The following is a 26329-nucleotide window of genomic DNA, read 5'->3' as shown; positions in this document are numbered from 1 at the left end:
CGATAGCAGGGGACAGTAACCTGGAGTGATTTATAGTGATGCGCTTTATCAAGTACCACCCCCGATCCAACACTTACGTGATTGAAAAAAGGGTTTTTCTTGAAGAGGACCTTATGCTGGATGGCAATGTTATTGTTGGGCAGGACGTGAAGTTCTGGAAAAGTCTTACCGTATCGGGCAGGCTTGAACTCGGGAAAGGTTCGATCATTCAGGGCAATGTAAAAGCCGAAAGTGCCCTTGTCTGTGCTGCAGCAAAAATTCTGGGAAGTATAGAAACGGTTTCCGAACTTGTTCTTCTTGACGGAGCAAGGGCAAATATTGCAACCTGTGAGGGGGACATCCGTGCAAGGCCTGGCTGCTATCTCGGTTCAGTGAAAGCGGGTGGTACTCTTGAGCTTGTGGGAAAGGTTGCCGTGAAAAGAGTAGAGCCGCTAACAAAAGTAATAATTCGTGCCGAACAATGATTTTCGGTTCTTTCGTGACTTATTTGCACTTTTTTCAGTAAATTCCTTCAGCAGCTTCCTCTTTAACAGCTTTCTCTTCAGCAGCTTCCTCTTTAACAGCTTCCTCTTTAACAGCTTCCTCTTCAGCAGCTTCCTCTTTAACAGCTTTCTCTTCAGCAGCTTCCTCTTTAACAGCTTCCTCTTTAACAGCTTCCTCTTTTTTCCTTCAAGGGCTCCTTTCTTCGATAATTTCCTTTTTCTATAACTTCTCTTTCTATAACTTCTCTTTCTATAACTGCACTTTTTTAACAATTCATTTGCTGAACCGTTCCTCTTCCAAAAGTTTGAGGACATGATCCCTTAAACTGTTTACTTCCGGACTTGTGCGGCTTCGTGGGCGTGGGAGTTCTACTTTTACAATCTCCTTTATCCTTCCCGGTCTTGAAGTCATGACCACTATCCTGTCAGAGAGGACGACAGCTTCGTCCACGCTGTGCGTTACAAAAAGGAATGTTACATGTTTCTGTTCCCATATTTTCAGAAGTTCATCCTGGAGTACATTTCGAGTCTGGGCATCAAGGGCCCCGAAGGGTTCATCCATAAGGAGGACCTCCGGTTCGTTGGCAAGGGCTCTTGCAATGGCTGCTCTTTGCTGCATACCGCCTGAGAGCTCGTGAGGGTAGCTATTTTTGAACTGCCTCAGACCAACAAGTTCCAGGTGCTTTTCTACCTGTTTCCGGGCTTCGCTCTTTTTTATTCCCTGCATTTCCAGCCCAAAGGTGATGTTGTCTATAACGGTCCTCCAGGGAAAGAGGGAATACTGCTGGAAAACCATGCCTCTTTTGGGGTCAGGGCCTTTTATGGGGACTCCATTGAGTGTGATTTCTCCTGAGGTCATGGTCTCTAGTCCTGCAGCTATCCGGAGCAGCGTTGTTTTCCCACAGCCCGAAGGTCCGAGGAGGCAGATAAACTCTCCATCCTGTACATCAAAGCTTATATTATGCAAAGCTTCAGTCCCGGACTCATCTTCTTTTTTGGTGAAGACACGCGAAACGTTTTTTACACTTACTATACTCATTTTATACCACAGTCCCTGACTTCCATCTTAGCATTTTTTCATCCACGTAGTATCTGAAGAAGCGGTCTATTAGAAGACCTATGAACCCCAGCAGGAGCATATAGACGAGTACAAAGTCCATCTTGTGCAGGTAGTAATTGTGCCAGATCTGGTAGCCAAGCCCTCTGTTGCTGACTCCGAACATCTCCGCGGCTACAAGGCACATCCAGCCCACACCCATTGCAATCCTGATTCCTGCTGCAATTGAGGGCATGGCTGAGGGAATCGCAATATAGCGGATGAGGTCTATGTTCCGGTTACAACCGAGAACCTTTGCTGCTTCAACATAAACCCGTGGTACATTTTTGAAACCTGTATATGTATTGATGATAATAGGAAAGATCATTCCTGCAAACACAACAAAACCTGCTGCCTGATGGGTAAGCCCGAACCATACTATTGCAAAGGGGATCCAGGCAAGAGGGGGAATCGGACGCAGGATTTCTATTATAGGATCGAGTGCCCTGTTTGCTGCTTTGAACCATCCCATGACTATTCCCAGAGGAATTCCGAGGAGAAATGCAGCAGCAATGCCAATTGAAAAGTGAAGTAAACTTGTCAGGGTATCCGTATAAATTAGCCCGTTTTTGACAATCACGAAAAAAGCGATTACTACATCATAAAAACTCGGTAGAAGCAATTTGTTCTGTACGATCTTATCCGCTATAAGTTGCCATATGGCAACTATGAATATAAGAGATAATGCTTCAATGCCTTTTTCTTCAATTGTTTTTATGAAATTAATTTTCATGTTTATTAAAAGGATTCTTAGTTTTTTATCTTTCCGGCGTTTTCCCATTTTTTAGAACAAATTTGGGTTCAAACTGCCCCTTCTTGCAACCGGGGCAGTTGAACTGATTTAAAAATTTATTTTAACATTCTTTTTTATTCCTCTTTTATGGCTGCTTCGTAAAAGCTAGTGTCAAAAGTTTCTTCCTTTGTCAGAGGCTTCTGGATATACCCGAGTTCATACTGGATCCTGGCATATTCGAGAGTTGAGTTTTCAATCATTGCAGGGTCTGTAATCCAGGTTCCGTCCCATTCCTTAAGAGACAGCTTTACAGTTTCGATGTCCTGGGTGGTCTTGTTTGAAAAGATCTGAGCAGCTTCATCCAGGTTGGCCTTGTTGTATTCTGTTGCCTTAATATGGGTCTTTACAACCTGTTCCACGATATCGGGGTGTTCCCTGATCATTTTTCCACTTGCTATGAGCACACAGCAGGCATGGTTTGCCTGCATTTCTCCCGACGCCACAATGGAGCGCCCGTTGCCTTGACTTTCAATGGTTGCGGGGGCAGGGTGCGGCAGGAACACGGCTGCGACCTGTTTGGCTGATATGGCGGTAATAGCATCTCCCGGGCCCATTCCTATGATTGTTACGTCTTTTTCAGGGTCAAGTCCGTTTTGCTTGAGCCATTCCCTGAGGAGGGTGTCCTGGATTGTACCTGTAGGGAAGGTGGCAATTTTTAGCCCTTTTAAATCGGCAGGGCTGTTGTATTCGTATTCTGGTCTGAGGACAAGGTTTGAACCCTGGATCTGAACAGGGGCAATAATTTTTGCGTCAAGACCCTGGCTGAGGGCTGTAATCACAGGGGCTGCTCCAACATAGGCAATGTCCAGATCCCCAGCCATCATAGCCTGCATTTCGGGTGCGCCTGTAGGGAATTCGTAGTCTTTAATTTCCTTAATTCCATAAGGTGCAAGGTCTTCTACCCACCAACCTTTTTCCGCAGCTGTCATGTATGCCAGCTGATGGGTACTAGGTTGGTAGCCGATGTTCAGTTGAGTAATTGCAGGGGCTTCTTTAGTTACGTTTTCATCTGTATCTTCGGATACACAACCGGATACAAAGATCGATACGACCAGCAGTAAAGCAAGGATAAGTATGCTTGATTTTCTCAAAACTTCACCTCAATAATTGCCTCTTCTAACACTAATAACACTAATAGATTTCACCTGCTAAATAAGGTCTACTGGGATCGGGTTTTCTTCGGGAAAAACTGAAGGTTTTTACACCGCTTTTTTGTTGGCTTTTTACAAATTTGTTAAAAAAGCCATCTTTTCCCTTCCCCTCCTCCCGTTCTTTCATTTTTTGTTTGAAAGAACAATTCTCGTGAAAATAAATAGCAGTCTCTTACGCGTTAATATTCTTCGAAGTTTGCTATATATATTTTCTCAAATGCCTTTCCATTATATCCCAAATGTATTAATACCTCTGGAGATATTTCTCATTCAGGAACGAAACTCCTGTAAAACGTAAGTCCTTTCTACTCATTGAACATTTTTACAGGATCCGAGGTTGAATTTTAATGAACGTTGCAGATAAGGTCATAAAATCCGCATTCGAGTCCGATGAAGTGTTTCAAAAAACACTTTCTGCTGTAATTAAGGAGGACCTTAACCTGACTGCTGTGGATTTTGCGAAAAAAGCAAACATCCCCCCCAGTACCCTCTATAAGATCCTATCGGGTAACCGTGACCCTAACATCAAAACCCTCCGTCAGATTGTAAAAACGATCCGTGATATCAAGGAGTCAGATAGTGGAGAATTTATCGCTGTAATCGCAGCCCGATCGGTACTTGACAACATCGTGGAAACGAAGAAAAAAATCGCTGGCAGGCTGGTCACAATAAGGGAATATTCTGCGACCTCAATGGAAGAAGCCATAATCGCAGCCGTTAATGCTGAAAGGGATGGGGCAAAAGCCCTGGTTTGTGCTCCTATAGTAAGCCCGACAGTTGAAAAAATCCTGAACATTCCGGTCACAACCATTATCCCAAAAAGCAGCCTTGTAGACGCCATCGAACTTGCGCTCAAGAAGATGGAATGAAACATGTATAACTCGTTTTAATAGCATATCTCGAATAAACTGAAAGCTATTAATTTAAACTCTTTTTAAAAATAGAAAAAAACCCGCGTTTTTTAGTTAACGCGGGAATTTTAATTCGTTTTTGTTTGAATTTCCTGTTTTTTTAGTTTTTCTATTGCTTTTACTTTTACTTTTTCAGGTTTACCGACCTGATAAGTTCATCTATTTTTGCCTGCATGGTTGCCGCATTCCAGCCGCCTTTGGTAAACATGTAAGCAATCCCGCCGCCCAATAACAGGATAATAGTTATCAGGGCATAAAGCATCATAGAAGACTTTTCTTTTACCGTATAGGTGGCTTCCTGTCCTCCGACTTCGACAGTATAGGTTCCTGGTACCTCTTCACTGTGTACAAAGGTTACTGTCATGCTTTCTCCCACGTCAAGGGAAATCTTCTGTGAATCAACTGAACTTCCGTTCACAACCAGTTCAACATCGTATTCTCCTGCAGCATTACCCGTGTTTTCGGCATCAATAGTGATTGTTGCTTCCTTTTCGGCTCTGACCTCTATTGGGTCAATTACCAGGTTGGAGAACTCGAAGATAGCTTCATAGTCCTTCACATTGACTTCAACGCTCTTGTCAAGGAAGCCCTCTTGGGTAGCACTTATTTTTATTTTGCCGATCTCCTCTGCTGTGTACGTAAGCGTTCCGTTGGAGTCGGTTTCTCCAATAACTTTACCATCGATTGAGACGTTTGCACCTTCAATAGGGTCTCCTCCGATTGTTTTTAAGGCCCCGATGGTAATTGTATCTCCTACATACACTGTTTCAGGAGAGATATTGAGGCTCATCTTCTCTTTCGGAGGAATAACTTTTGCGTTCGTGTTTGCAGTGGTGTACCCATCCTTCTCTGCGGTTATCTTGAAGGTTCCTTCCTCTTCGGCAGTGTACTCAACAATCCCATCTTCATCGGTTTTGCCTGCGCTGACTTCATTGAAATTTACGGTGACGTCTTCTATCGATTCGTTACCTGCAGTAACCTCGATCTCAAAAGTGTCGCCTACAATTATCTCATCAGGCAAATTTATCTTGAGTGTCTTGCTGGCTCCACCTTCACTGTCGACTTCAACGAAGGGGTAGAACCTGAGTGTGTTATCATCAGCTGTCTTGAACTTGATGTCACCCATAATATCAATGGTGTCGTCATCACCAAGCCCGATGTCATCATCGTTCTTCATTGTGATGCCGCTTTCTGAGATGCTGGATATCTCCATCTCGTCGAAGGTATCTCCACTATTAATTTCAATGTAATCATCTGAGATCTGGAAGATTCCCTCTGTGAAGACAGCAGAGGTCTCAGCACCTGCAAAAACCGTGCCGAAATGGACAATAATTATAGGTACGTCTTCTGCTTCCCCTAATTCAGTTTTATATATGTAGTCCTGCCCAGAGGTAATGAAATCATCGTCCACCACGTCTCCGTCTTTTTCAAGCTGGATCCAGACGGTTTCTCCATTAACATCGACTTCCAGGATGTTAAGAGAATAGCCTTCCTCAAGCACAAGGGCAGAACCCGAGTACATGGACTCTTTGTCATCGCTGTCTGTAAGGACTTTGGCAAGGACATTATCCGAAAGAACGCTCACATCTTCAATATCGCTGTTGTCGTTACCCTCGGGATATCCTGCAAAGTATTTTTCTGCCATGAACCCGACAACTGTGAAATTGCCCCACTCGTCATGTTCAAACTCAACAGGTTGGGGTTCGGATGTGTAGACCAGTTTTCCGTCGGGAATTTCCCGGTCATTTAATTCCTCGATTTTCAGCTGTTCGGTCCCTATTCCCTCATCTATGTTGTAATAGAAACCTTCAAAGTTGTAGGGTGTCCAGGTTGGAAGAGAGTCCCCGTCGACATCTTCATCGTAGACTGTTCCGCGCAGTTCGTAAGTTCCTTCTTCTGTGGTATCAAGGACCGGAGCAAAGCGCAGTGTGTTGTCATCAGCCACCTGAATCTGTATTTTACCCATAAGGTCGATTGTATCACCTTTATCAAGGCTTATATCGTCCTCATTCTTCATTTTTATTTCACTGCTGCTGAGGGATGTTACTTCCATTTCCCCGTAGGAGTCTCCATTTGAAAGTTCTATATAGTTGTCTGATATCTGGAAGAGGCCCTCTATGAAGACAGCCGAGGTCTCAGCGCCTGCAAAAACCGTGCCGAAATGGGCAATGATTATAGGTACGTCTTCTGCTTCTCCGAGTTCGGTTTCATAAACGTAGTCCTGTCCAGAGGTGATGAAATCATCATCCACCACATCTCCGTCCTTTTCAAGCTGGATCCAGACGGTGTCTCCGTTAACATCGACTTCCACGATGTTCAGGGAATAACCATCTTCAAGTACAAGGGCGTCTCCTGAATATGCGGACTCTTTATCATCGTTGTCTGTCAGGATTTTGGCAAGTATACCGTCGGATATCAGGCTGACATCGTCTACTCCGTCAACTGAGGTGTTATCACTGTAGCCTGCGAAGTATTTCTCTGCCATGAACCCTATGACCTGGTACGAGCCCCAGCTCCCGTATTCAAAGTCAGTTTCAGTAGGTTTTGTGCTGTACTCGATATCTCCGTCATTTATGTTTCTGCCGATGTCCTTGATGGTCATCTCTTCAGAAGACACACCGGTATCAAGGTCATAATAGAAGCCTGAGTAACTCTGGGCAGTCCATGTGTATGTAGTAGCCATCCCAAGGTCTTCATCCCAGATCCTGTTCCCGCTTGAATAGTACTTGGACTGGACTGTCACATTCCACTCTTGTGTCAATGAATCATAAGTGCCGCTGGGGTCACTGACAACCGCCTCAAGAGTGTAGGTGCCGGAAGTATCTGGTTCAAATTCGTATGAAGAGGAAGTTACCCCTGTTTCGGTTTTTTTCGACACGTCATTGACACGCCAATCTACGTTGATATTCTGGCTGTTTGTAGAATTGACATAGAAAGTCTGGGATTTTCCTTCAGACATCTCAATAGTGTCATCGGTGGGGTTAATATCTACATCTACTTCACCGTCGCCTGATGATGGGGATACTATCCATGTCCAGGATTTTGATTCTGCTGCGGTTCCGTTTCCATCCACTGCGTTTACTGTGACTGTATGTGTGCCCTCTGTTGCGGAACTGTTCGTATATGAAGATGAATCTACAGACGAGTTTGTATAAAGAGTAACGCCGTCAAGAGACCATGTCATATCCGATGTCGGGCTCACAGTCGCGGTGAATGTCCTTGATTCTCCTACGTTATTGCTGACACTTGACGATGAAGGATCAGATAAAGTGATCACTGGAACTCCTGCAGTACCTTCCACATTCCAGGCTGATAGTTGCCCAACACCGTCTATGGAAGCTGTCACCTGGTACGAACCTGACTGGATGGTATGGCTGAGAGTTGAAATATTGCCGTCACCAGTTGGTATTGTTGTGTTTACGCCATTTTCGGTCCATATAACCTCAGCGGTCTCGTTTAAAGGAATGGTGAACGTTTGAAGTGCGCCCACCATCCCTGTAACAGTAGTCGAATTTGAGGGCGTGGGATCTACTCCTTCTATTATACCTGGAGCTGCAGTCACAGTCCCGCATAATAGTCCCAGCACCAGAATTGCTGTAAATATTTGTAGACTAGCTTTTTTCATATTCTATCCTTCTGAACCTTGTGCATAATTTGTATAGTTATGAATTTTATAGTTACGAATTTAGTTAATTTAGCCTGAAGTTTACTCTATTTTTGTGATCATGTGAGCTTTATCAGCCAGTATTTTTTAATTTTTTTAAATCTCACTCCAGGTTTTTATTTATGGGGGGTTAACATCAGCTTATTCAGGAAAGCTAATCAGCCGTTTCGGCTTTTAGCTGCAGGTATCCCCGCTGCTCTATAGCTGTCAGCCTGCATTCCGGGGATTCGAGTACAATATCCGCTTCGTACTTTGTGCATTCCCCTATGATAGTCAAGTTACATATATTTTGTACTTTTTTCAGCCGTCCAGGGTCGACTGTGAAGATAAGTTCGAAGTCTCCACCTGTGTAAAGGGCAAGTTCCAGCAGTTCCTCGGGACCTGAGGCAAACTCTCTGACTTCCGGGAGGATAGGAAGGGAATCTTTCCATACCCTGAAACCTACTTTACTCTGCCTGGCAAGGTCGTAAAGAGACATAGCAAGTCCGTCGCTTGTATCCATCATGGATGTAATGGCACCCGACTCAGCCAGTTTCCGGGCTTCTCTGATGCGGGGGACGGGTTCAAAAAGAGCCTTCATGACGGTTTCACTGACTGGTTTTTTTGACTGAATCGCTTTAAGGGCGGCTCCGGCTGACCCTGTATATCCTGTAACACAAACAAAGTCTCCGGGCTTTGCTCCTTTTCGCAGGAGAAGCTGGCTTTTTTTGACTCTTCCCAGAGCCGTACCTGTAATTGTCAGTTCTGCGTGTGTATCGAGGTCGCCTCCGGCAACAGTAGTCCCGCAGAACTCAGCGCACGCCTGTATGCCTTTTGCAAGTTCCTCTACAAAAGCAATTTCAGTGTCTGCAGGCATGCCTATTGCCATAAGGATCCCTGCTGGTTCTGCACCCATGGCTGCGATATCGCTCAGGTTTACGGCTGCGGACATCCAGCCCATCTGCCAGGGGGCCATCTCTGCCGGAAAGTCCGTGGTCCTGTGCAGCATATCAGTCGTAATAACCAGACAGTCTTCACCTTTCAGGTCAAGGACGGCACAGTCATCGGAACCGGCACCTATAAGGATTCCTTCCTGTCCTTTCTCTTTTCCTTCAGGGGCATTGAAAATCTCAGATAAGCGGGAGATTAAAGCGCGCTCTCCGATTGAAGATACTTTTATTTCTTTCATGGTCTTTTTCTGGAAGTGATAACTTGCTTTCCTTTTTGCTAGCTATCCTTCTTGCTTGCTTTCTTTTTTATAGATACGTATCCTTCTTCGGGTTAAAATGCACTGAGTCTCTCTCCTTTATGTAATTTTTGTAACCCCGGAGGTTACACAAAAGTTTGGTGGCGTACATACAGGAGTTTTCGATATATTGTCCGGAGTACAACAGGGAATATCACGGAGAAACGATGGGAAATTTTCCGGGATACCTGTATTTTTGGGTACAGGATTATTGAATTCCATTTAAGGGTTTTAACAAAGGTTTGATAAGTGTCTTTTATGCTTTGGCATGTATAAGACTTTTGTAAACTTCAAATTCATTTGAACCTAAAACATATTTTTTCTGTAAAAAGCTGGTAAAATAAAAATTAATGGAAAGATGAAGGGGTTAATAGATCAAAATCTGTTTCGGAATACAGGCAAAAAATGAAAAAAGTGTCCGTAAAATGCCAGTAAAATGCCAATAAAATGCCAGTAAAATGCCAGTAAAATGCCAGTAAAATGCCAGTAAAATGCCAGTAAAATGCCAGTAAAATGCCGTAGATATTGTACTAAATATCAGTAAATATCAGGCACCAGATAATATTAGACTAGATAATATTAGACTATTTCTTCTCCTTCTTCTTTTGTCCTGATCCTCACTTTTCCCAGGAAACCTTTTGCTATTTTTCCAAGTTCCAAAAGTTCTTCCCTTTCCAGAACTCTTATTTCCTTGAGTTCCTCCTGCAGGCTGTGTTCCGGAATTCCCTGCTGCAGCACATAGATAATCTCTCTGTTTTCGATATGTTCCGAAATCCAGGATGCTATCAGGGAGATTTCTTTTTCGTTTCCGATAAAACCTCTGAATGCTGTTGTCCGGAGTTCCAGTTCCAGGCCGCTGGTATCGGCAACCTCGATCGTTTTTGCAATGGCTGTGGTGATATCTTCTGGTGTCTTTTTTACTGTACTGCTTGCCTCTTTGCACGCCTCCCATCCGGCAACCTTTCCATAAAGTTCGGGATCGTCAAGAGGGGCTTTTACATCGATAAAGAACTTATCAACCAGTTTTCTCTCAACCAGTTCGGCTGCTCTCTCGGGGTAACATCCGTTTGTGTGGACTCCTACTGCAAGCCCGAGATTTTTTGCAAACTCTGCAAGGGGAATAACAGCCTCCTGCATAAGGGGTTCCCCGCCCGAAAAAACAACCGCACTTACAAAAGGTTTCGATGTTTTAATCTGCTCTTCCACAAAGTCAAGTTCCACAAGCCCCGGTCCTTCAAGGTACGGGTGGTTCTGGCAGTAAGGGCATCGAAGAGGGCATCCCCTAAAAAAGATGGTGACCACTGCTTTTCCTGTCCAGTCAAGGGTTGAGATTGGGACAGTGCCTGCATAATTTACTTTCATAACAGTTACCATTTTTAGTTTGTGTAAAAAAGTTTAAGGGAATTCATTTGAGTTCCCTTGTGCTGTAGCGTTTCCTGTCCTTGAGTTCCTGACGCTTGCCCCTGTTCCAGCCTTCCACGGACTGGAGATAGCCAGTAATCCTTGAGAGGTGCTGCACATTTTCAGATCCGCATTTTGGGCATTTGTCGAGCAGGCCGGCGGCTACATATCCCCCATCAGTGCATACGGTCATGTCTCTTGTGAAGGCAAAGTATCCAGTCTGTGTATTTTTTGCTATATGCATGGCAAGTTCTTGCAGGCCGTCAGGGTCCGGTTTTCCTTCTCCAAGCCAGATATGCATGATATTTCCGCCATCTACGATCGGGAAGAAAGTGTGCTCATACTTTATCCTTTCAGGCAAAGACACGTCTGCACCAGGTGGGATATGAGTCCCGTTAGTATAGTAAATCGGCAGGTCGTGGGTCAGATTAAACTCTTTCTTTGCGGTTTCCAGGTCCCCTTTAATTGTGAGTTCGGCTTTGTCTGCATATTCCCTGTGCAGGAGGTCTGAGACTGCAAAACGCTGGGCTGTAGTTTCTGCAGGAGTTCTTGCAAGGGCAATTTCCATTCCGTTTTCTTTTGAGAGCTTCTGGGCATGCATTTTCATTTCGAACATAGCCCGGATGGCAAGCTTATACGCAATAGGAGACTCGTGGATCTGGTAGCCTGTGTGATACTGGACCATCTCATTAATTCCTATCACTCCAATAGTATACACAAGGCTGTCGAAGTCCACAGCTATTGCCCCTTTTTCTCCGGTGATCGGGTCTTTGGGACACTGGGATGCAAAAGGAATCCTGTTTTTCTTGATCAGGCTGTTCATCCATTTTTGTTTGATCTTAAAAACTTCCACACCCCTGTTCATCAGGGTCTTGAGTTCGGTGAAAAGTTTTTCATCATCATATTCAGCCCGGTATGCTGCTCTGGGGCAGTTTAAGGACAGGACCATCCATGAGCCCATGGAGAAATGCCTTCCATCTTTGAAATGCAGCTTGTCCCCGAAGTCTTTATCGTCGGTGGGGTTTGAAGAGAACTGGTAGGCGCAGCACTGGTAACATGAAATTCCTTCTCCTGCGCCCCTGTACTCGGGAAGCTGGTTGTCAAAGTAGGGAGTTCCGAATTTGGCAGCCAGTTCAAAGGTCATCCTGTACAGCTCTTTATAAGTCGGAAGCTCGGGGTGAGCTCCGTTAAAACTCTCGTCTTCTTCCATGAAGTCCGGTTCGATAGAGATTTCTGGCTTTGGGAAGCTGAAAGGTTTACCCCAGGCATCTCCTTCAAGCATGACATCCATGAGGGCTTTGAACCCGAGGCGGACTTCTTTTTCGAATTCTCCGTAGGTTCTGAGGGGAGCCTGCTTGCCGTCCCAGACCTTGCCCATGGCAACAATCGGAATGTTTCTCCAGAGCTTTGGAACACCAGGGGAAAGCTGCACGGATGAAAAGACAGTTTGTCCGCCTCTTGCACACATCATCTGCATCATTTCATAGACGAACATCTGCATAAGCTGTCTGATCTCAACTTCGGACTTGCCTTCCAGATAGGGGGCCATAAAGGTCAGGAAATTGTAAAAACCCTGCCCACCTGCGAAATTGGTCTGAGCTGAACCCATTGCTTTTACAGCATGAAGGAAAGCTACTTCGGCATTCTTTGCAGGTTTTGCAACACTTGATTGGGTTCCTACGCCGTCAGGCATGAGCCCGTAATAAAAAAAGTAGCGGAGGTCCCAGTCCTGGCAAAAAGGCCTTGTGCCCATGTATTCGAGGTCGTGGATATGGAAGTCCCCGTTCAGGTGCAGGTCTGCAAGCTCTTTTGGCATCAGAAGGAGATTTTGCTCTTTGGACATTTTGTCGGCTTTTCTTTTATGTGAGGTTTCGGCATTGTTCAGCTGGTTTGCATTATCGTTTGCCCCAAAGCCGTATCCGGAGTCGATTTCGTAGGCATCGTAGACCGAAGCCCCGACTCTTGTCATGATATTTCTCCATTCTACGTGCCCTCTGTCAAGAAGTATATTGTTGACTATTTCCCGGATAAGAGGTCCTGAAAGAAACTTAATATTCATCTTTCGGATGATTTTTTCCGCTTCTTTTGCAATATCAACGGCTTCTTCTTTTGTGATTGCAGGCTTGTTGTAGAAGATCTCGCTTAATTTTGTTTCTTTCAGAAGCTGACTTACAATGATGTTTCTGTCCCAGTTAAGAATGAAACCTTCGGTTGTCCTGACTTTGGGGAGGGGAGAGACGGACAGCCCATCAAGTGTTTTTTGCACTGGCTGATTGTCAGATAACTGGTCATTTTTGGGGAGGGAAGAAGTGGAGAGCCCGTCAAGTGTTTTTTGCACTGGCTGATTATCAGATAATTCATTATCGGTCAAGAGAATATCGCCTGTCATTTTCTCATCTTCAGTTGTTGTTTTAAAGGGAGATATGTAAGTTATTTAAGTTGTTTTTAAAGCTTTAGACGGTTTCTGTCACAGAATTCCCCGGAGTTTTTCCGGATTTACTTCTTCCCCGTGGAAGATTTCGGTATACGTGAGGAACTCACTATTAATCTGTAATACAGGCGCTGTCACTGTGAAGACTCCGTTAAAACGCAGTTCTGTCAGAGCTTCGGGGGTAGACATATCTGCTACTTCGAAGGGTACTGAATTTGCTTCAAGAAATTTTTTTAATTTGTTACACTTTGGACAACGTTCAGTTGTATAGACGATTATTTTTGCCATGATTTGCGCCCCTCTGATTTGTGGTACAGTCTCTTTTTTTACATGTTTCTTACATGCCTTTTACATGTTTCGTTATCTACTTATTTATTTTATTTCTATTGTGCAGGGGTTGAGTGTGCCGGCGCAGAGCGCATCAAAGCAACAAAACAAAACCCCGCATGGGTACTATTCCTTAGCCAACCCAATTTATTGTATAATAACTCTCCCAGACCAGTCAGCAATATCGGAACAGGGCATGAAGTTCCCACAGAGTGCCCCTTTAGATATCATTTTTTCACTCTATTGAGTGAATGTTATCTTTATTTCCAGGTAATTATTCTAAATGCCTTAGCTTGCTTATAATGGTTTTTCAACTCATCTTTGGATACAATCACCCACTTACTTTGTATACAAAGATCTTAGTTTGTTACCAGATCTGATAACAAACTTAAGGGCTTCTGTTTTTTAAAAAATGCCTGGTTTGTGGGAATATTTTCAAGTACAGAAGGCTTTATCTGGTGTGGAAGACACTTTAATGGATATAGGTATGGATACCATCTATATGGCTTTATTCCTTGAAAACATTATAATATATTTAGTAAAGAATTCCTCTCGGTTTCAGGGAAATGTCTGAGAACTTGTCCTCCGTTTCTGCTTCTTCTTACTTTTTCGGTTTCTAAGCCTTTATTTTCAAAAAAACACAAAAAAATATGAAAAAAGCATTATATCATTGGTCTTTCATACCACTATCAAGTTCAAAGAGAGGTGTCACGCCATAGAGAAACTTTTATCTTCCGGTTGTAAACCCCTTGACGATCTCCTGGGAGGCGGTTTCGAGAGAGGGATCGTAACCCAGATCTTTGGAGCCGCAGGGACCGGAAAAACAAACGTCTGCATCCAGCTTGCAGTGGAATGTGTAAAGCAGGGGCAGAAAGTAATTTTCATAGATACGGAAGGGCTTTCTCCTGTTCGTTTCAAGCAGATTGCAGGGGAAAATGCAAAGGAAATTGCCAGGAGTATAATTATCTACGAACCCCTGAGTTTTGAAGAGCAGTATGCAGCCGTAAGAGAGGTGGAAAGGATAGCAGGTGAGAATATCGGGCTTGTGATTCTGGATTCTGCAACTTCCTACTACCGGTTTGAACTAGAAGATGAGGAAACTGGCATAAAAAGCCGCAGAGAACTTGCTAACCAGATAGGATTCTTGCATGCACTTGCCCGTAAACACGGGTTTACCGCAGTTATAACAAATCAGGTATATTCAAATATTATTGCAGGAGGGGTGTGCCCATTGGGAGGCAGTTCCCTGGAGCATATCTCAAAGACAATCATCCAGCTGGAAAAAACAGGCACAGGGACAAGACGCGCTATTCTCTACAAACACCGTTCCCGTCCTGAAGGTTCAAGTGCGGAGTTTACAATTACAGCAGAGGGGCTTCGTTAAATCGGTAAAAACGTAAAATTCCCGGATGTTTCCGGGATTTTCTGGCATCAAAACGACCTTCAATAAGAATTTCATCTCCTTCGGGGATTTTTTCTCCTTAGGAAGTTTTTCTCCGTCTTGCTTTAACGTTCTCTGGTGCCGGCTATGAACTCTTCGGTTCTTCTGTAAGCTTCATCATCCGGGTACTGGATAGCCGGATGTTTCATGAAGTAGGAAGCCGGGGAGTAGAGCACACCTCCTATCCTGCGGTCAAGAGCCAGCTTGCAGCAGCGAATTGCATCAATTACCACACCTGCAGAGTTAGGGGAATCTTCTACTGAGAGCCTCAGTTCAAGGTTCATGGGCACATCCCCGAAGAGTTTTCCTTCCATTCGAAGGAAACAGACCTTGTTGTCTTTCTGCCAGGCAACATAGTCGCTCGGTCCGATGTGGATATTTTCATCCGCAAGCCTGTGCGAGAGCACGGACTGGACGGCTTCGGTCTTGGATTCACGTTTGGAAACAAGCCTGTCCCTGTTGAGCATATTGAGGAAATCGGTGTTTCCGCCAGTGTTCAGCTGATATGTCCTTTCGAGCTTTACACCGCGTTTTTCAAATAGGTCTGTAAGGATCCTGTGGGTAATCGTTGCTCCAAGCTGGGCTTTGATATCGTCGCCTATAACAGGAATATTCTTTTCTTCAAACCGCTTTGCCCACTCAGGATTGCTGGCAATGAAAACAGGCATGTTGTTGATAAAAGCCACTCCGGCTTCAAGAGCACATTCGGCATAGAAACGGACAGCTTCTTCAGAACCTACAGGAAGGTAATTAAGAAGCATTTCGGCGCCGGAATCCTTTAATTCTTTTACAATGTCTGCTTTTGTGGCTTCAGGTTCCCTACTGACAACAAAAGTGTAATTTTCCCCATAATTCTTCATGTGGTCAGAGACCCCATCAAGAACTCTCCCCATCTTAACCTTCACGTCTGTGGGGGGGATATCAGGACAAAAAACCGCTGTGCAGTTAGGGGGAGCAAAAATGGCATTGGATACGTCTTTTCCTACCTTCCTGGCATCAATGTCGAAGGCAGCAACAACTTTGATATCGCCGGGCCTGTACCCTCCAATGTTCCTGTGCATCAGTCCGATGGGATCTTTATCTTCGGTTTTATAGTACTCGACGCCCTGTATCAAAGAGCTTGCACAGTTCCCGATTCCTGCAATTGCTATTTTTATTTTTGTCATAAGCGCTTACTCTCCGATGATACCCTGACTCTCATAAACCACAATTTGCATGAAACAATAGATTCTCAAAACTCTCTAAATTTACGGATCCAAGGATTTACGGATTCAAGGTCCCTGAAGTTATGCAAGTATAAATTCCTGAAATTACAAATCTTCCTGTATCTCAGCTATGGATTTTAAATCTTCTCTTATTTGTACTGTTACTTTATAAATCTATTATATCTAACTTTGCCCTTTGGGAAGGAAATATTATATTTATTTATGTAATTTCTTATATCTATTTATATATTTTTTTATATTTTTTTATATGCCTTTAGAACATACTCCAAAATTTGCTGGCTTATAATGGAACAAAATTATTAATCTGATGTCCGGCTTCTGAACAGCTCACTTATATTCTATTTTTAATCCGAAACAGAGCTTTTTTAATTTGAATCCCTTTTTTCTTAATTTGAATCCCTTTTTTCTTAATTTGAACCCTTTATTCAGGTTTTCAGCTTGCCTGATTGTGACCGGAAACCAAAACATTCCCTCTGTAAAAGGAAGGGTCAAATAGGTTTTTATCGGATGGGTGGCTTGAAAGGGAAGTCGGAATATTTTCCGGCAGAACCTGATGTTCACATCGGAAAGTGATTTAATGAGGACAATTGACTGGAACGAAGAGTCCAATTCTGTGGTGCTGGTAGACCAGACCTTACTCCCGCAGGAGTACAGAGTAATAGAATGCAAAACCCTGAGTTCGCTCTGTGAGGCTATAAAATCTCTCAGGATCAGGGGTGCACCTGCGCTCGGTGCTGCAGGAGGCTTTGGAATTGCCCTGGCAGCTTCCCTTAGCGGGGCAAAAGATATCGAAGCCATAACCAGAGACCTCGAGGTTGCGGCAAAAGTGCTTAAATCTACTCGCCCTACAGCCGTAAACCTGGGCTGGGGTGTTAACAGGGTCTTAAAAGCAGTTTCCGATGCCTTCGATGTTCAGGGAGTCAGGGATATTACCCTTCAGGAAGCCAGGGATATTGCAGAAGAGGATATCGAAACTAATAAGTTGATAGGTAAATATGGGGCAAAATTCCTGAAAGATGGAGATACCGTACTCACACACTGCAACGCAGGAAGGCTCGCCTGTGTTGACTGGGGTACAGCTCTTGGGGTTGTACGTTCGGCTATTGTAGCAGGTAAAAATATCAAAGTTATTGCCTGCGAGACAAGACCTTTGAACCAGGGGAGCAGGATCACTACCTGGGAACTCATGCAGGACAAAATTCCTGTAACCCTTATTGCAGATTCGATGGCTGGCTGGGCAATGCACCAGGGACTCGTAAACAGCGTGCTCGTAGGAGCCGACCGAATTACCCAGGATGTTGTTTTTAACAAGATAGGTACCTATACGCACTCTATCCTTGCAAAAGAACATGAAATTCCTTTTTATGTGGCAGCCCCGATCTCGACTTTCGACTTCAAAGGCTGGGAAGGAAGTGTAAAGGTTGAAATGCGAAATCCTGATGAACTGCGGTTTTCAGGTTGTGAACAGCTTGCTCCGAAAGATGTTGAAGTTTATAATCCTGCTTTTGATGCAACTCCCATGGAAAATGTGACTGCGATAATCACTGAAAGAGGTGCATTTTACCCGCCTTTCCTGCTGGACGAGGTTCTTGTCTGAGATCTTCTGTCTCTCTGTTTCTGATTTTTTGGAGTCTTTAAATCTCAGGTTTCCTTTCTGCCGCAGGAATGTTCCGGAATAGCTCTGCAGGATTTATATATGAGTACTGTAAATTATATGAAAACTGTAAATTTTCTGGCAACTGTCTAAATGAGGAGTTTAAAACTAACAGTAGATCTACTTTAATATGGTTAAGTTATATTTTCCAGTCTCATGATAATACAAATATTTAAACTAAATTTCTAACTAAATGCAACTTCCAATCAAGGAAGAAACTTTTAATCAATTAATCAATATCATATGCATTCGTAAGGTGTTTTATTCATGGCTAAAAAATCAGGTACCGGACTTCAGTCCTCAGCAGGGCTCATGCGCTACTACGAAGCTGACAAAAATGCGGTTCACATCCAGCCTAAAACAGTGCTGATTGTCGGCGCCCTTGCGGGTATAGTAGTACTATTCTTAAGTGCTGTAAACGGCTACTGGCCGTAACTATATTTTTCTGGCAGGGTTCCCTTGAGCAGGCATAGTTCTGGAAAAAAAGAATTCAAAAAAACGAAGAAATCTTCTTCAGGCGCCAGAACCCCAAAACCCACAGTTTTTATTCTGGGCTTTCTCCTGATAGTGGTGGGTATTTTCGGAGTCCTGTACAATCCCTCCAATTCCATAGAGAAAACTCTTCCGTGGGAGGTTTCGGAAGCAGGCACATTATCTTTTTCTCCGAGAGAAGAGCCCATTTTTATGGTTCAGGAAATTGAAGACCAGTACTCTCCTGAAGACCCGGATATTCTGAAACTGGTCTCTTTTGAGAGCAGCGGTGAAAATATCCAGGCTCTCCTGAGAATTCCTGCAAATGCTTCTTCTTCCCCTGGCATAGTTCTACTTCCGGGAGCAGGAGTTAACAAAGAAGGTGAACAGAGGCTAGCTGGAGAACTCTCTAAAATGGGGTATGCAACCCTTACCCTTGACCAGCGCAACAAGGGTGGAGTAAACGTTAACAGGGACCTTGAGCTTTTCAGGGCAGGGCTTGAACCTGTTGAATATCTTATGGTTTATGACACCCTAAAAGCCACAGACGTGCTCTCCATCCAGCCTGAAATCGATCCTGAAAGGCTTGCAGTCCTTGGGGAAAGTAACGGCGGCAGGTTTGCAATTATTGCCTGTGCCCTTGAGCCTTCCCTTAAAGGAGTTATAGGGATCAGCACGTCGGGGTACGGTACCGAAGAGATTGATCCTGCCAGCGTGACCGATCCCGAAGCTTATCGGTTTTACCGTTCAATTGACCCGGACACTTACCTCAGTGCCCTGCCCCCTTCAAGGCTTGTGCTGATTCATTCTTTTAATGATACTGTAATCCCTCATGAAATGGCACTCAGGACCTTTGACCTTGCAAAAGAACCAAAGGCAATGTATAATACTACTGAAGAAACGCACGGATACACAGTTTCCATGCGTCCTGATATTGAAAAAGAACTTGAACTCTTCTTGAACTGAAAAACGTTGGTATGGGCCCCGTTCCGATTGATTCTCCAAAAGTGTTTTGAATATGGCATCTTCTCAGCAACTCTCAGGCTTACGGGAACTTAATGGAATAGGCGAGCGAGTAGCCTGCAGGCTTGTCGAGCACTTCGGAAGCGAGGATGCAGCTCTCCAGGTAATTCTTGAAGGGGATATAACTTCGCTTTCCGAGGTTAACGGGGTCAGCCGTACATTTGCTCTTTCCCTTGCCAGGGATGCCAGGGCCCGGGCTGCAGGATGTGCAATTTCCGATTTTCTGAAGACAAAAGAAGCCCTTGACCTCTACTCCCGCCTTCTTGAGTTGATAAAAACGTTTGCTCACACGCCGCATGCAAGGGACAAGCTGGATCTTTTTTACCCGTTTCCTGCGTCTCGCATGGACCTTATTCAGGAGAGAAGAGCTTTTGTAGAAGATTACCTGGAGCTGGCAGATGTCTTATCTGCGGATACGGCGTTCCTGAATCTCCTTTCCAGCGTGAATAAGCTCAGGCCAATCCCGGGAAATCTGAGGGTAAGAGACAGGATCGTCCTCTCTGGGGACCGGAAAACTCTGAACGCAGCAAAGGAAAGGTTCCAGGCATTTTTGCCTGTTCAGGCTGTGGAGAATTTTTCTGAGTTCATAGATCTCGCGAGAGGCTACCCGAGTGTGATTGTTTTTGATGATACCTATCTTAGTTTTGACCTGCCTGAAGGGCTTGAGCCCGAGTTTTTCCAGGACCCTTCAAAAGCGGAATTCTGGCAGATCCTGCCTGAAGTAGAGCTGGCTTTTTTTGTAAGGAATCTGGACTGCATCCTTGCCTGCCTGAATATCACATCAATTCTGCGGGCTTCAGGCTTTGATTTCTTTGAGGAACTCTCAGAAGAATACCTTGAAATCCTTAAAACAGCTCTTCTGAAAGTAGGAGAGAATGGGAAGCTGGCTGAGGGTTTTGACCCCGAACTTGACAGGCTTGAGGCTGCCCTGCAAATTCTTGATCCCGTGCTGACCTCTGCCTTAAATGAAGCAAACCAGCACATGAATCGAACACTCGAAGCAAGCTCCCTTACCCTGACCGGGCAGGAACTCATCAAGCTTGTGAGCGGAGGAATGGAAATTAAAGACCTGCTCGCAAAGGAACTCCACAGGGTTTACAAAGGCGAGATCGAAGCCGTAAAAGAGGAACTTGCAGAAAAGCTCAATTTCCAGAAACAGGAAAAACTGATGCTTGACGTCCTCTTTTCCGATGAAATCGCCTATCCCCTCAGGGCAGAACAGGCTCAACTGCAGCTTCTCAGACAAAAACTCAATATGTCCCTTGAAAAGGCCAGGCTCTCCCGCAAAAGAGAGCTTGCAAAAGTCCTTTCAACCTTCCGCAAGCCTGTAGAAAGGCTTGTCAGGGAGGTCCTTGATTTTGACCTGGGTTTTTCTATAGCCTGCTTTGCTGCTCAATTCAGGCTAAAAATGCCTGAGACAGTTTCTGAAGCTGGAATTGGCTTTGAAGAGGGAGAAAACCTTTTCTTGAAAGCCAGGTACGGAGAAATTGACCCTGTCAGTTATTCCGTCGGGAAAACGAGTTTTTCCCCGAAAGGTTTGGAAAACAGGGTTGTACTTTTGAGCGGGGTGAACTCAGGGGGCAAAACCTCTTTACTTGAACTGCTTGCCCAGTGTGTGGTCCTGGGGCACATGGGCTTTCCTGTCCCTGCAAAAGAACTTGAGCTGGGCCCTGTAGAAGAATTCTATTATTTTGGAAAATCAAAAGGAACTCTTGATGCAGGAGCCTTTGAAACAACCCTCAAGCAATTTTCCGTGCTTTCCGAAGCTTCCGGGAAACTTGTGCTCGCCGATGAGCTGGAATCGATTACCGAACCCGGAGCTTCAGCCCGGATTATAGCAGGAATTCTTGAATACCTTTCCCGGAGTGAAGAGAGTCTTGGAGTTTTTGTTTCACATCTTTCGGAACTGATCCTTGAAAATACAGGGACAGATATCAGAGTGGACGGAATCGAAGCCAAGGGTCTGGATTCCAGCCTGGAACTGATAGTAAACCGAAACCCGATATACAATCGTGTAGCAAGAAGCACCCCGGAACTGATTGTGGAAAGGTTACTGAGAAAAACCACGGGAAAAGAGCAGGAATTTTATGCCCATTTAAAGGATAAATTTAAAAATTAAAGAAAAAGTGGGTATTAAGGTTCAAATTTGAGTGTCAGGTTACGAATTATTTGGCCTTTAAATTGAGGATTAAGTTATTTAGAGGGTAACTTTACAGGATAAAATCTTAACCAAAAGTTTACTCTTCGGGTAATATCTATTGTCTTTTAAACATTTTTTTTAAAACATCTCACTCTCGAATTCGTATGCCATTTTCTGGTTATTCTTGGCGGTTTTACCCGGATAATATCCTGTTATTTTTGTTTTTGTAGATTCGCTATATTCTTTTTTTGTTTGTTTTTTCAGTTTTCTAAGAGATAATATTATAAATCTTTAGTACTATATATTGATAAATAGTAGTGAGTTGGCTAAGATTTTGGACAGTTCTTATATTCTTGCTAATCCAAAAGTCTATATATGTCTTAGTGTCAATGCATCTCCGATCACTATTTAAGAAGATGCGCCTTACCCCCGGACAGGAAATAGAAAACTCAGCCGGTTAACTGGTTACTGAATGGGTTGATATGCAGTTCAGGGAATATTTTTCCGAAAACTGGTTATTTTGGCTGTCGAGTGGATTCGAGGTTATTTTCTTTCTAACCCTGCTAATTACACTGAAAAAACATCTGGTAATAATGTCAAATAATGGAACAGACAAAAATCTTATATTCCAATCTTCTTATATTTTTGAGGATGGATCTGAAGAAACACAAACTCCAGGCCACGCGTGATAGGAATGGAACGGAACTTCCCAATTCAGTGTGCAGATTTTGATAGATTGGTTACGGATAGTGTTGAGGGGATCCGGGTTGAAGTATCAGGCATGTCTGATCTGAGCGACCCATGCCTTTATGCGGACAGGGAATACAGCTGGCTTCAGTTCAATGACCGTGTACTCGAAGAAGCCCTGGATGAACGTAATCCTCTGCTTGAAAGAGTTAAATTTCTTTCCATCTTCGGGAGCAACCTTGATGAGTTTTTCATGGTCAGGGTCTCCGGGGTTCAGAAACGTATTACAGAAGGGGCAAAGGGAGACCGTGTAGATGAACTGGCCCAGGAACAGCTGAAGGTCATCCGGGGAGAACTTCTAAGACAGCTTCCTGTAAACGACAGTTGCTGGAATGAAGTGCTCGAACCGGCTCTAAGGGAAAAGGGAATTAAAGTCCTGAACTACTTTGAACTTTCCGGAGAAGACAGAGAAAAACTCAGGGACTATTTCGAAAGAAATATTTTCCCACTACTGACTCCCCTTGGTTTTGACTCTGGGCATCCTTTTCCCCATATTTCAAATCTCAGTCTTAATCTTGCCGTACTTATCGATGACCCGGACTACGGGGAACGTTTTGCCAGGGTCAAGATCCCTCCTATGTTCACAAGGCTGATTGTTGTTCCCGGAGAGGGCCAGGAAAAAATAATTTCCAGTTTTGAAGATCTGAAATCAGGGCGTTTTGTGTGGATCGAACAGCTGATTGCTGCAAACCTCGATCTGCTGTTCCCCGGGCAGCGTATTCTCGGAGCTTATCCTTTCAGGATCACGCGCGATGCTGACCTCGGCTTTGATGAAGACGGGGACAAGGACCTTCTGACGGCTGTTAAGCAGAGGGTGGGGAGAAACTACTTCGGGCCTGCTGTCCGGCTTGAAACCGACTATACTATGCCTGAAAGGGTTTCTTATATTCTCCTTAAGAATCTGGAGTTAACACCTCCTTTGATGTTCAGGGCAGCGGCGCCTCTGGGCCTTTCAAGCCTCATGAAGCTTGTACAAATCAATCGCCCTGAGCTTAAATACGAGCCTTTTGAGCAGAGAAAACATTCTCTTATGGCCGATAAGGAAAACATTTTTTCAGCCCTGAAAAAGAAGGATATCCTGCTCTATCACCCTTACGACAGTTTCGAATCGGTAACTGATCTGGTGGAAGAAGCCGCTGATGACCCGGATGTCCTGGCAATTAAAATGACGTTATACAGGGTAGATGACAACTCCAGGATTATCCAGGCTCTTATGAAAGCTGCGGACCGGAACAAGCAGGTAGCAGTCCTTGTTGAACTTAAAGCCCGTTTTGACGAAGAGAATAACATTGGCTGGGCAAAGGAACTCGAGCGCAAGGGTGTTCACGTAGCCTATGGTTTTCCCGGGCGTAAAACCCATGCCAAGATGTGCCTTATTGTAAGGGCTGAAAAAGAAGGCATCAGGTATTATGTGCATATGAGCACTGGAAACTATAATGCTGTCACTGGAAAACTTTATACAGACTTCGGTTACCTCACAGGTGACCCCTTCATAGGCAAAGACATCTCTGACCTTTTCAATGCCCTTACAGGCTATTCAAGGAAAGACCATTACATCAAGCTCCTGGTGGCTCCCCAGAACATGAGGCACCAGATCCTTGAGCGCATCAGGCGTGAGATTGACCTGCACGAGAAATTCGGGAACGGACACCTTATCTTCAAGATGAATTCCCTTGTGGACTATCAGTGCATCCGGGAACTCTACAGGGCTTCAAGGGTTGGAGTAAAGGTAGATCTCATTGTCAGGGGTATCTGCTGCCTTAGGCCCGGCATTTACGGTTTGAGCGAAAATATCAGGGTCACTTCGATAGTCGGGCGTTTTCTTGAACACTCAAGAGCATACTATTTCAGGAACGGCGGAAAAGAAGAGATCTTTATGGGCAGTGCCGACCTTATGCCCCGCAACCTAGACAACCGGGTCGAAATCCTCTTTCCCGTATCTTCGGATTACATCCCTATTCTGCGTGACGTCATCCTCGGTACCCACCTGAAAGATAACATAAAAGCTCGTCTTCTCCTTCCTAACGGCAGGACTGAAAGGATCTACCCGCAGCCCGATGAAGAAGAAATGGATTCTCAGCTCTGGATGCTTGAGAACAGAGGCAGCTGGGAGCTTAAAACGGAAAAAAGTTGAAAGAAAACTTTAATTTTTCCTTTTTGTTTTCTCTTTTCCTTAGTTGCTGTGTTTTCCTTTTCCACCTGAAATTTTTATGCTACTCTCTGGAGTTTCATAAACCCCCAGCAGGAAACCCTTGAGTCTTTAGCTAAGGGGTAATTGACATGGGTAGGGTTTTTGAACTTACAATTTCACATATATAGGAAGATAGAACTCAGGAAAATACTATCCGAAAATAAATCTCAAATTGAATAAAAATGTAAACGGACATTTTGAAGTTTATAATGCTCTCTTTATCCTTCTAGAAAAACAAAAAAGCAAGGCTTTCAGGTGGTCATGAATGGAACCCGAGAAAATTTCCGAAGGCAGGGTTGTTGCGTTTATTGATATAGGGACTAACTCAGTCAGGCTTCTTTTGGTCCGGATCAATCCCAACGGGTCTTACCAGCCCTTGACCAAGCAGAAGGAAACGGTGCGGCTTGGAGAAAAGGAGTTTATAGACAGAATCCTGCAGCCAGAAGCAATAGAGCGGGCAACCGTTGTCTGTAAAAAGTTCATGGAGCTTGCAAGGGCTTACAGGGCAGAAGAGATCATAGCTGTGGCAACCTCTGCAACCCGGGATGCGAGCAATAGGGTTCAGTTTCTTGAAATGATTAAAAAAGAGGCAAACCTTGAGGTCTGTACTATTTCGGGGTCCGAAGAAGCTCGCCTGATCTATCTGGGGGTCTCAAGTGGGCTCCGCCTTGGTTATTCAAAAGCTCTTTTTATTGATATCGGGGGTGGGAGCACTGAAGTGTCGATAGGGGATCAGAGCCAGTGTTACTTCCTTCACTCCCTTAACCTCGGGTCAATCCGCCTGACAAACATGTTCCTTCCGGATGAAACAGGTCCGGTTTCCGAGGAGCGTTATGAGCAGATCAAAGCCTACATACGGCGCAAGACCGCGGATATAACAAAAGAACTTTCCCGGTACAGGGCGGACAGTGCTATTGGAAGCTCGGGAACTATCGAAAACCTTGCAAAAATCGCTTTTGTTTACCTGCATAAAACAGCCCATGAAAGTTTTGAGAAGCTTGAATACGAAGACTTGAAGAAAATTGTCAGGGCAATGTGCGCCTTGTCGCTTGAAGAGAGGCGTAAATTTCCGGGGATAAACACTCAGAGGGCAGATATCATTCTTGCAGGCGCTGCAATCATAGAGACCCTTATGGAGGAGCTTGAACTTTCAGAGATTACGATCAGCAAGCGCGGGCTCAGGGAAGGGTTGCTTGTAGATTATATCTCAAAGAGTGAGTTCTCTTACATGGTCACGCAGATGTCGGTAAGAAAACGCAGCATCATGCAGCTTGGCCTTGCTTGCAACTTTGATGAAGAACATGCCCATATCGTCACCAGGCTTGCTCTTGAACTCTTTGACAGTATCCAGGCTCTTGGGATCTATGAGTTTCAAGAGAGTGAGAGAGAGCTTCTCGAATACGGCGCAACCCTGCACGATATAGGAACATTTCTCTCATATGATACCCATCAGGCACATGCCTATCACCTCATAAGAGAGAGCAACCTCCCGGGTTTCCAGCCTGAAGAAATCGAAATAATTTCAAACCTTGCGTATTTCCACAGGAAAAACACCCCTAAAAAGAAGCATCCCAATCTTGAAGGGCTCAGCAAAGAAACAGTAAAAAGCGTGAGGCTTCTCAGCGCCCTGCTCCGTATTGCCGAAGGGCTTGACCGTTCCCATACAGGAATTATTTCCCATGTCCGTTTTTATATTGCCTCCACCGACAGCCTTGTGCTCGAGATGCATGCCCGGTGGGAGTGCCAGCTCGAAATCTGGGAGGTAGAGAAACAGAAAAAATATTTCAAAAAGATGTTTGGGTATAACCTCCAGTCCAAAGTTCTTATCGAACAGGCGGCAGGGGTCCCTGTAGTTTTTGAGGGAAGTGCTGAGGTTGAGGAAGTCCCACGGGGATGAAACTTCTTCAAAAACACAATATTCTTCAAAACTTAAATTGGTTTTTAAAAATAAACTG

Annotated in this window: 19 protein-coding genes; 9 read left to right on the top strand and 10 right to left on the bottom strand. The window is 44.4% G+C overall.

Annotated elements, in window-relative coordinates:
* Positions 1–38: 38 nt before the first annotated feature.
* Entirely contained in the window at positions 39–464 is a 426-nt protein-coding gene (locus MSWHS_RS17985; protein WP_048130079.1) for a polymer-forming cytoskeletal protein, read from the top strand.
* Here the strand turns inward: MSWHS_RS17985 and MSWHS_RS17980 are convergent.
* The 4 genes from MSWHS_RS17980 to MSWHS_RS17965 all read right to left on the bottom strand — a co-directional run bounded on the left by MSWHS_RS17980 (position 432) and on the right by MSWHS_RS17965 (position 3462).
* Positions 432–797: a hypothetical protein gene (locus MSWHS_RS17980; RefSeq protein ID WP_156148230.1), complete on the bottom strand. Its 366-nt coding sequence runs from the start codon at positions 795–797 to the stop codon at positions 432–434. The two genes, MSWHS_RS17985 and MSWHS_RS17980, sit on opposite strands and share 33 nt — an antisense overlap.
* The gene (locus MSWHS_RS17975; RefSeq protein WP_048130077.1) at positions 757–1521 is read right to left on the bottom strand and encodes an ABC transporter ATP-binding protein; all 765 of its coding nucleotides are present in this window, start codon (positions 1519–1521) and stop codon (positions 757–759) included. The genes MSWHS_RS17980 and MSWHS_RS17975 overlap by 41 nt, the downstream gene beginning before the upstream one ends.
* 1 nt (position 1522) lies before the next feature.
* Entirely contained in the window at positions 1523–2311 is a 789-nt protein-coding gene (locus tag MSWHS_RS17970) for an ABC transporter permease (RefSeq protein ID WP_048130747.1), read from the bottom strand.
* Between the two features lie 134 nt (positions 2312–2445).
* A complete protein-coding gene (locus MSWHS_RS17965) occupies positions 2446–3462 on the bottom strand; it encodes an ABC transporter substrate-binding protein (RefSeq protein WP_048159503.1) in 1017 nt (338 codons plus the stop codon).
* Between the two features lie 407 nt (positions 3463–3869).
* Here MSWHS_RS17965 and MSWHS_RS17960 point away from each other — a divergent pair, with 407 nt between their 5' ends.
* On the top strand, positions 3870–4391 hold the full coding sequence (locus MSWHS_RS17960; protein WP_048130075.1) for a helix-turn-helix domain-containing protein: 522 nt from the start codon (positions 3870–3872) through the stop codon (positions 4389–4391).
* 166 nt (positions 4392–4557) lie between these two features.
* On the opposite strand, the gene MSWHS_RS17955 is transcribed toward MSWHS_RS17960, so the two are convergent.
* From MSWHS_RS17955 to MSWHS_RS17935, 5 genes are all read right to left on the bottom strand, one after another.
* Positions 4558–8058, bottom strand: a complete 3501-nt coding sequence (locus MSWHS_RS17955; protein ID WP_048159502.1) for an S-layer protein domain-containing protein — start codon at positions 8056–8058, stop codon at positions 4558–4560.
* A gap of 193 nt (positions 8059–8251) precedes the next feature.
* Positions 8252–9265 carry a thiamine-phosphate kinase gene (gene thiL / locus MSWHS_RS17950; RefSeq protein WP_048130074.1) on the bottom strand — a complete coding sequence of 338 codons (1014 nt, stop codon included), beginning with the start codon at positions 9263–9265 and terminating at the stop codon, positions 8252–8254.
* A gap of 636 nt (positions 9266–9901) precedes the next feature.
* On the bottom strand, positions 9902–10684 hold the full coding sequence (locus MSWHS_RS17945) for an anaerobic ribonucleoside-triphosphate reductase activating protein (RefSeq protein WP_231585517.1): 783 nt from the start codon (positions 10682–10684) through the stop codon (positions 9902–9904).
* 43 nt (positions 10685–10727) lie between these two features.
* Positions 10728–13112 (bottom strand): anaerobic ribonucleoside-triphosphate reductase, encoded by a 2385-nt coding sequence (gene nrdD, locus MSWHS_RS17940; protein ID WP_048130072.1) that lies wholly within the window; start codon positions 13110–13112, stop codon positions 10728–10730.
* Positions 13113–13190: 78 nt separating this feature from the next.
* A complete protein-coding gene (locus tag MSWHS_RS17935; protein ID WP_048130071.1) occupies positions 13191–13442 on the bottom strand; it encodes a glutaredoxin family protein in 252 nt (83 codons plus the stop codon).
* Between the two features lie 709 nt (positions 13443–14151).
* Here MSWHS_RS17935 and radB point away from each other — a divergent pair.
* Positions 14152–14865, top strand: a complete 714-nt coding sequence (gene radB, locus MSWHS_RS17930) for a DNA repair and recombination protein RadB (RefSeq protein ID WP_048130070.1) — start codon at positions 14152–14154, stop codon at positions 14863–14865.
* 122 nt (positions 14866–14987) lie between these two features.
* On the opposite strand, the gene MSWHS_RS17925 is transcribed toward radB, so the two are convergent.
* A complete protein-coding gene (locus tag MSWHS_RS17925; protein ID WP_048130069.1) occupies positions 14988–16088 on the bottom strand; it encodes an inositol-3-phosphate synthase in 1101 nt (366 codons plus the stop codon).
* A 637-nt stretch (positions 16089–16725) separates the two neighbouring features.
* On the opposite strand from MSWHS_RS17925, the gene MSWHS_RS17920 reads away from it, so the two are divergent.
* The 6 genes from MSWHS_RS17920 to ppx all read left to right on the top strand — a co-directional run bounded on the left by MSWHS_RS17920 (position 16726) and on the right by ppx (position 26271).
* On the top strand, positions 16726–17745 hold the full coding sequence (locus MSWHS_RS17920; RefSeq protein ID WP_048130068.1) for an S-methyl-5-thioribose-1-phosphate isomerase: 1020 nt from the start codon (positions 16726–16728) through the stop codon (positions 17743–17745).
* Between the two features lie 324 nt (positions 17746–18069).
* On the top strand, positions 18070–18237 hold the full coding sequence (locus tag MSWHS_RS17915; RefSeq protein ID WP_048130067.1) for a preprotein translocase subunit Sec61beta: 168 nt from the start codon (positions 18070–18072) through the stop codon (positions 18235–18237).
* A 24-nt stretch (positions 18238–18261) separates the two neighbouring features.
* Entirely contained in the window at positions 18262–19239 is a 978-nt protein-coding gene (locus MSWHS_RS17910; RefSeq protein ID WP_197073989.1) for a S9 family peptidase, read from the top strand.
* Positions 19240–19291: 52 nt separating this feature from the next.
* Complete coding sequence (locus MSWHS_RS17905) at positions 19292–21415, top strand: endonuclease MutS2 (RefSeq protein WP_048159501.1); 2124 nt, start codon at positions 19292–19294, stop codon at positions 21413–21415.
* Between the two features lie 715 nt (positions 21416–22130).
* Entirely contained in the window at positions 22131–24317 is a 2187-nt protein-coding gene (gene ppk1 / locus MSWHS_RS17895) for a polyphosphate kinase 1 (protein WP_082088269.1), read from the top strand.
* 322 nt (positions 24318–24639) lie between these two features.
* A complete protein-coding gene (gene ppx, locus MSWHS_RS17890) occupies positions 24640–26271 on the top strand; it encodes an exopolyphosphatase (RefSeq protein ID WP_048130064.1) in 1632 nt (543 codons plus the stop codon).
* Positions 26272–26329: the final 58 nt, after the last annotated feature.

Origin of the sequence: Methanosarcina sp. WWM596, from assembly GCF_000969965.1 — an archaeon.
Classification (GTDB): domain Archaea; phylum Halobacteriota; class Methanosarcinia; order Methanosarcinales; family Methanosarcinaceae; genus Methanosarcina.
This window is presented reverse-complemented; position numbering and strand designations above follow the sequence as displayed.

Coding starts and splice junctions, on each gene's coding strand:
- nrdD (WP_048130072.1), bottom strand. CDS start 13,112: ATGACAGGCGATATTCTCTTGACCGATAATGAATTATCTGATAATCAG.
- ppk1 (WP_082088269.1), top strand. CDS start 22,131: ATGGAACGGAACTTCCCAATTCAGTGTGCAGATTTTGATAGATTGGTT.
- MSWHS_RS17945 (WP_231585517.1), bottom strand. CDS start 10,684: ATGAAAGTAAATTATGCAGGCACTGTCCCAATCTCAACCCTTGACTGG.
- MSWHS_RS17925 (WP_048130069.1), bottom strand. CDS start 16,088: ATGACAAAAATAAAAATAGCAATTGCAGGAATCGGGAACTGTGCAAGC.
- MSWHS_RS17980 (WP_156148230.1), bottom strand. CDS start 797: ATGTCCTCAAACTTTTGGAAGAGGAACGGTTCAGCAAATGAATTGTTA.
- MSWHS_RS17955 (WP_048159502.1), bottom strand. CDS start 8,058: ATGAAAAAAGCTAGTCTACAAATATTTACAGCAATTCTGGTGCTGGGA.
- MSWHS_RS17920 (WP_048130068.1), top strand. CDS start 16,726: ATGAGGACAATTGACTGGAACGAAGAGTCCAATTCTGTGGTGCTGGTA.
- MSWHS_RS17975 (WP_048130077.1), bottom strand. CDS start 1,521: ATGAGTATAGTAAGTGTAAAAAACGTTTCGCGTGTCTTCACCAAAAAA.
- MSWHS_RS17935 (WP_048130071.1), bottom strand. CDS start 13,442: ATGGCAAAAATAATCGTCTATACAACTGAACGTTGTCCAAAGTGTAAC.
- ppx (WP_048130064.1), top strand. CDS start 24,640: ATGGAACCCGAGAAAATTTCCGAAGGCAGGGTTGTTGCGTTTATTGAT.
- MSWHS_RS17915 (WP_048130067.1), top strand. CDS start 18,070: ATGGCTAAAAAATCAGGTACCGGACTTCAGTCCTCAGCAGGGCTCATG.
- thiL (WP_048130074.1), bottom strand. CDS start 9,265: ATGAAAGAAATAAAAGTATCTTCAATCGGAGAGCGCGCTTTAATCTCC.
- MSWHS_RS17960 (WP_048130075.1), top strand. CDS start 3,870: ATGAACGTTGCAGATAAGGTCATAAAATCCGCATTCGAGTCCGATGAA.
- MSWHS_RS17985 (WP_048130079.1), top strand. CDS start 39: ATGCGCTTTATCAAGTACCACCCCCGATCCAACACTTACGTGATTGAA.
- MSWHS_RS17970 (WP_048130747.1), bottom strand. CDS start 2,311: ATGAAAATTAATTTCATAAAAACAATTGAAGAAAAAGGCATTGAAGCA.
- MSWHS_RS17905 (WP_048159501.1), top strand. CDS start 19,292: ATGGCATCTTCTCAGCAACTCTCAGGCTTACGGGAACTTAATGGAATA.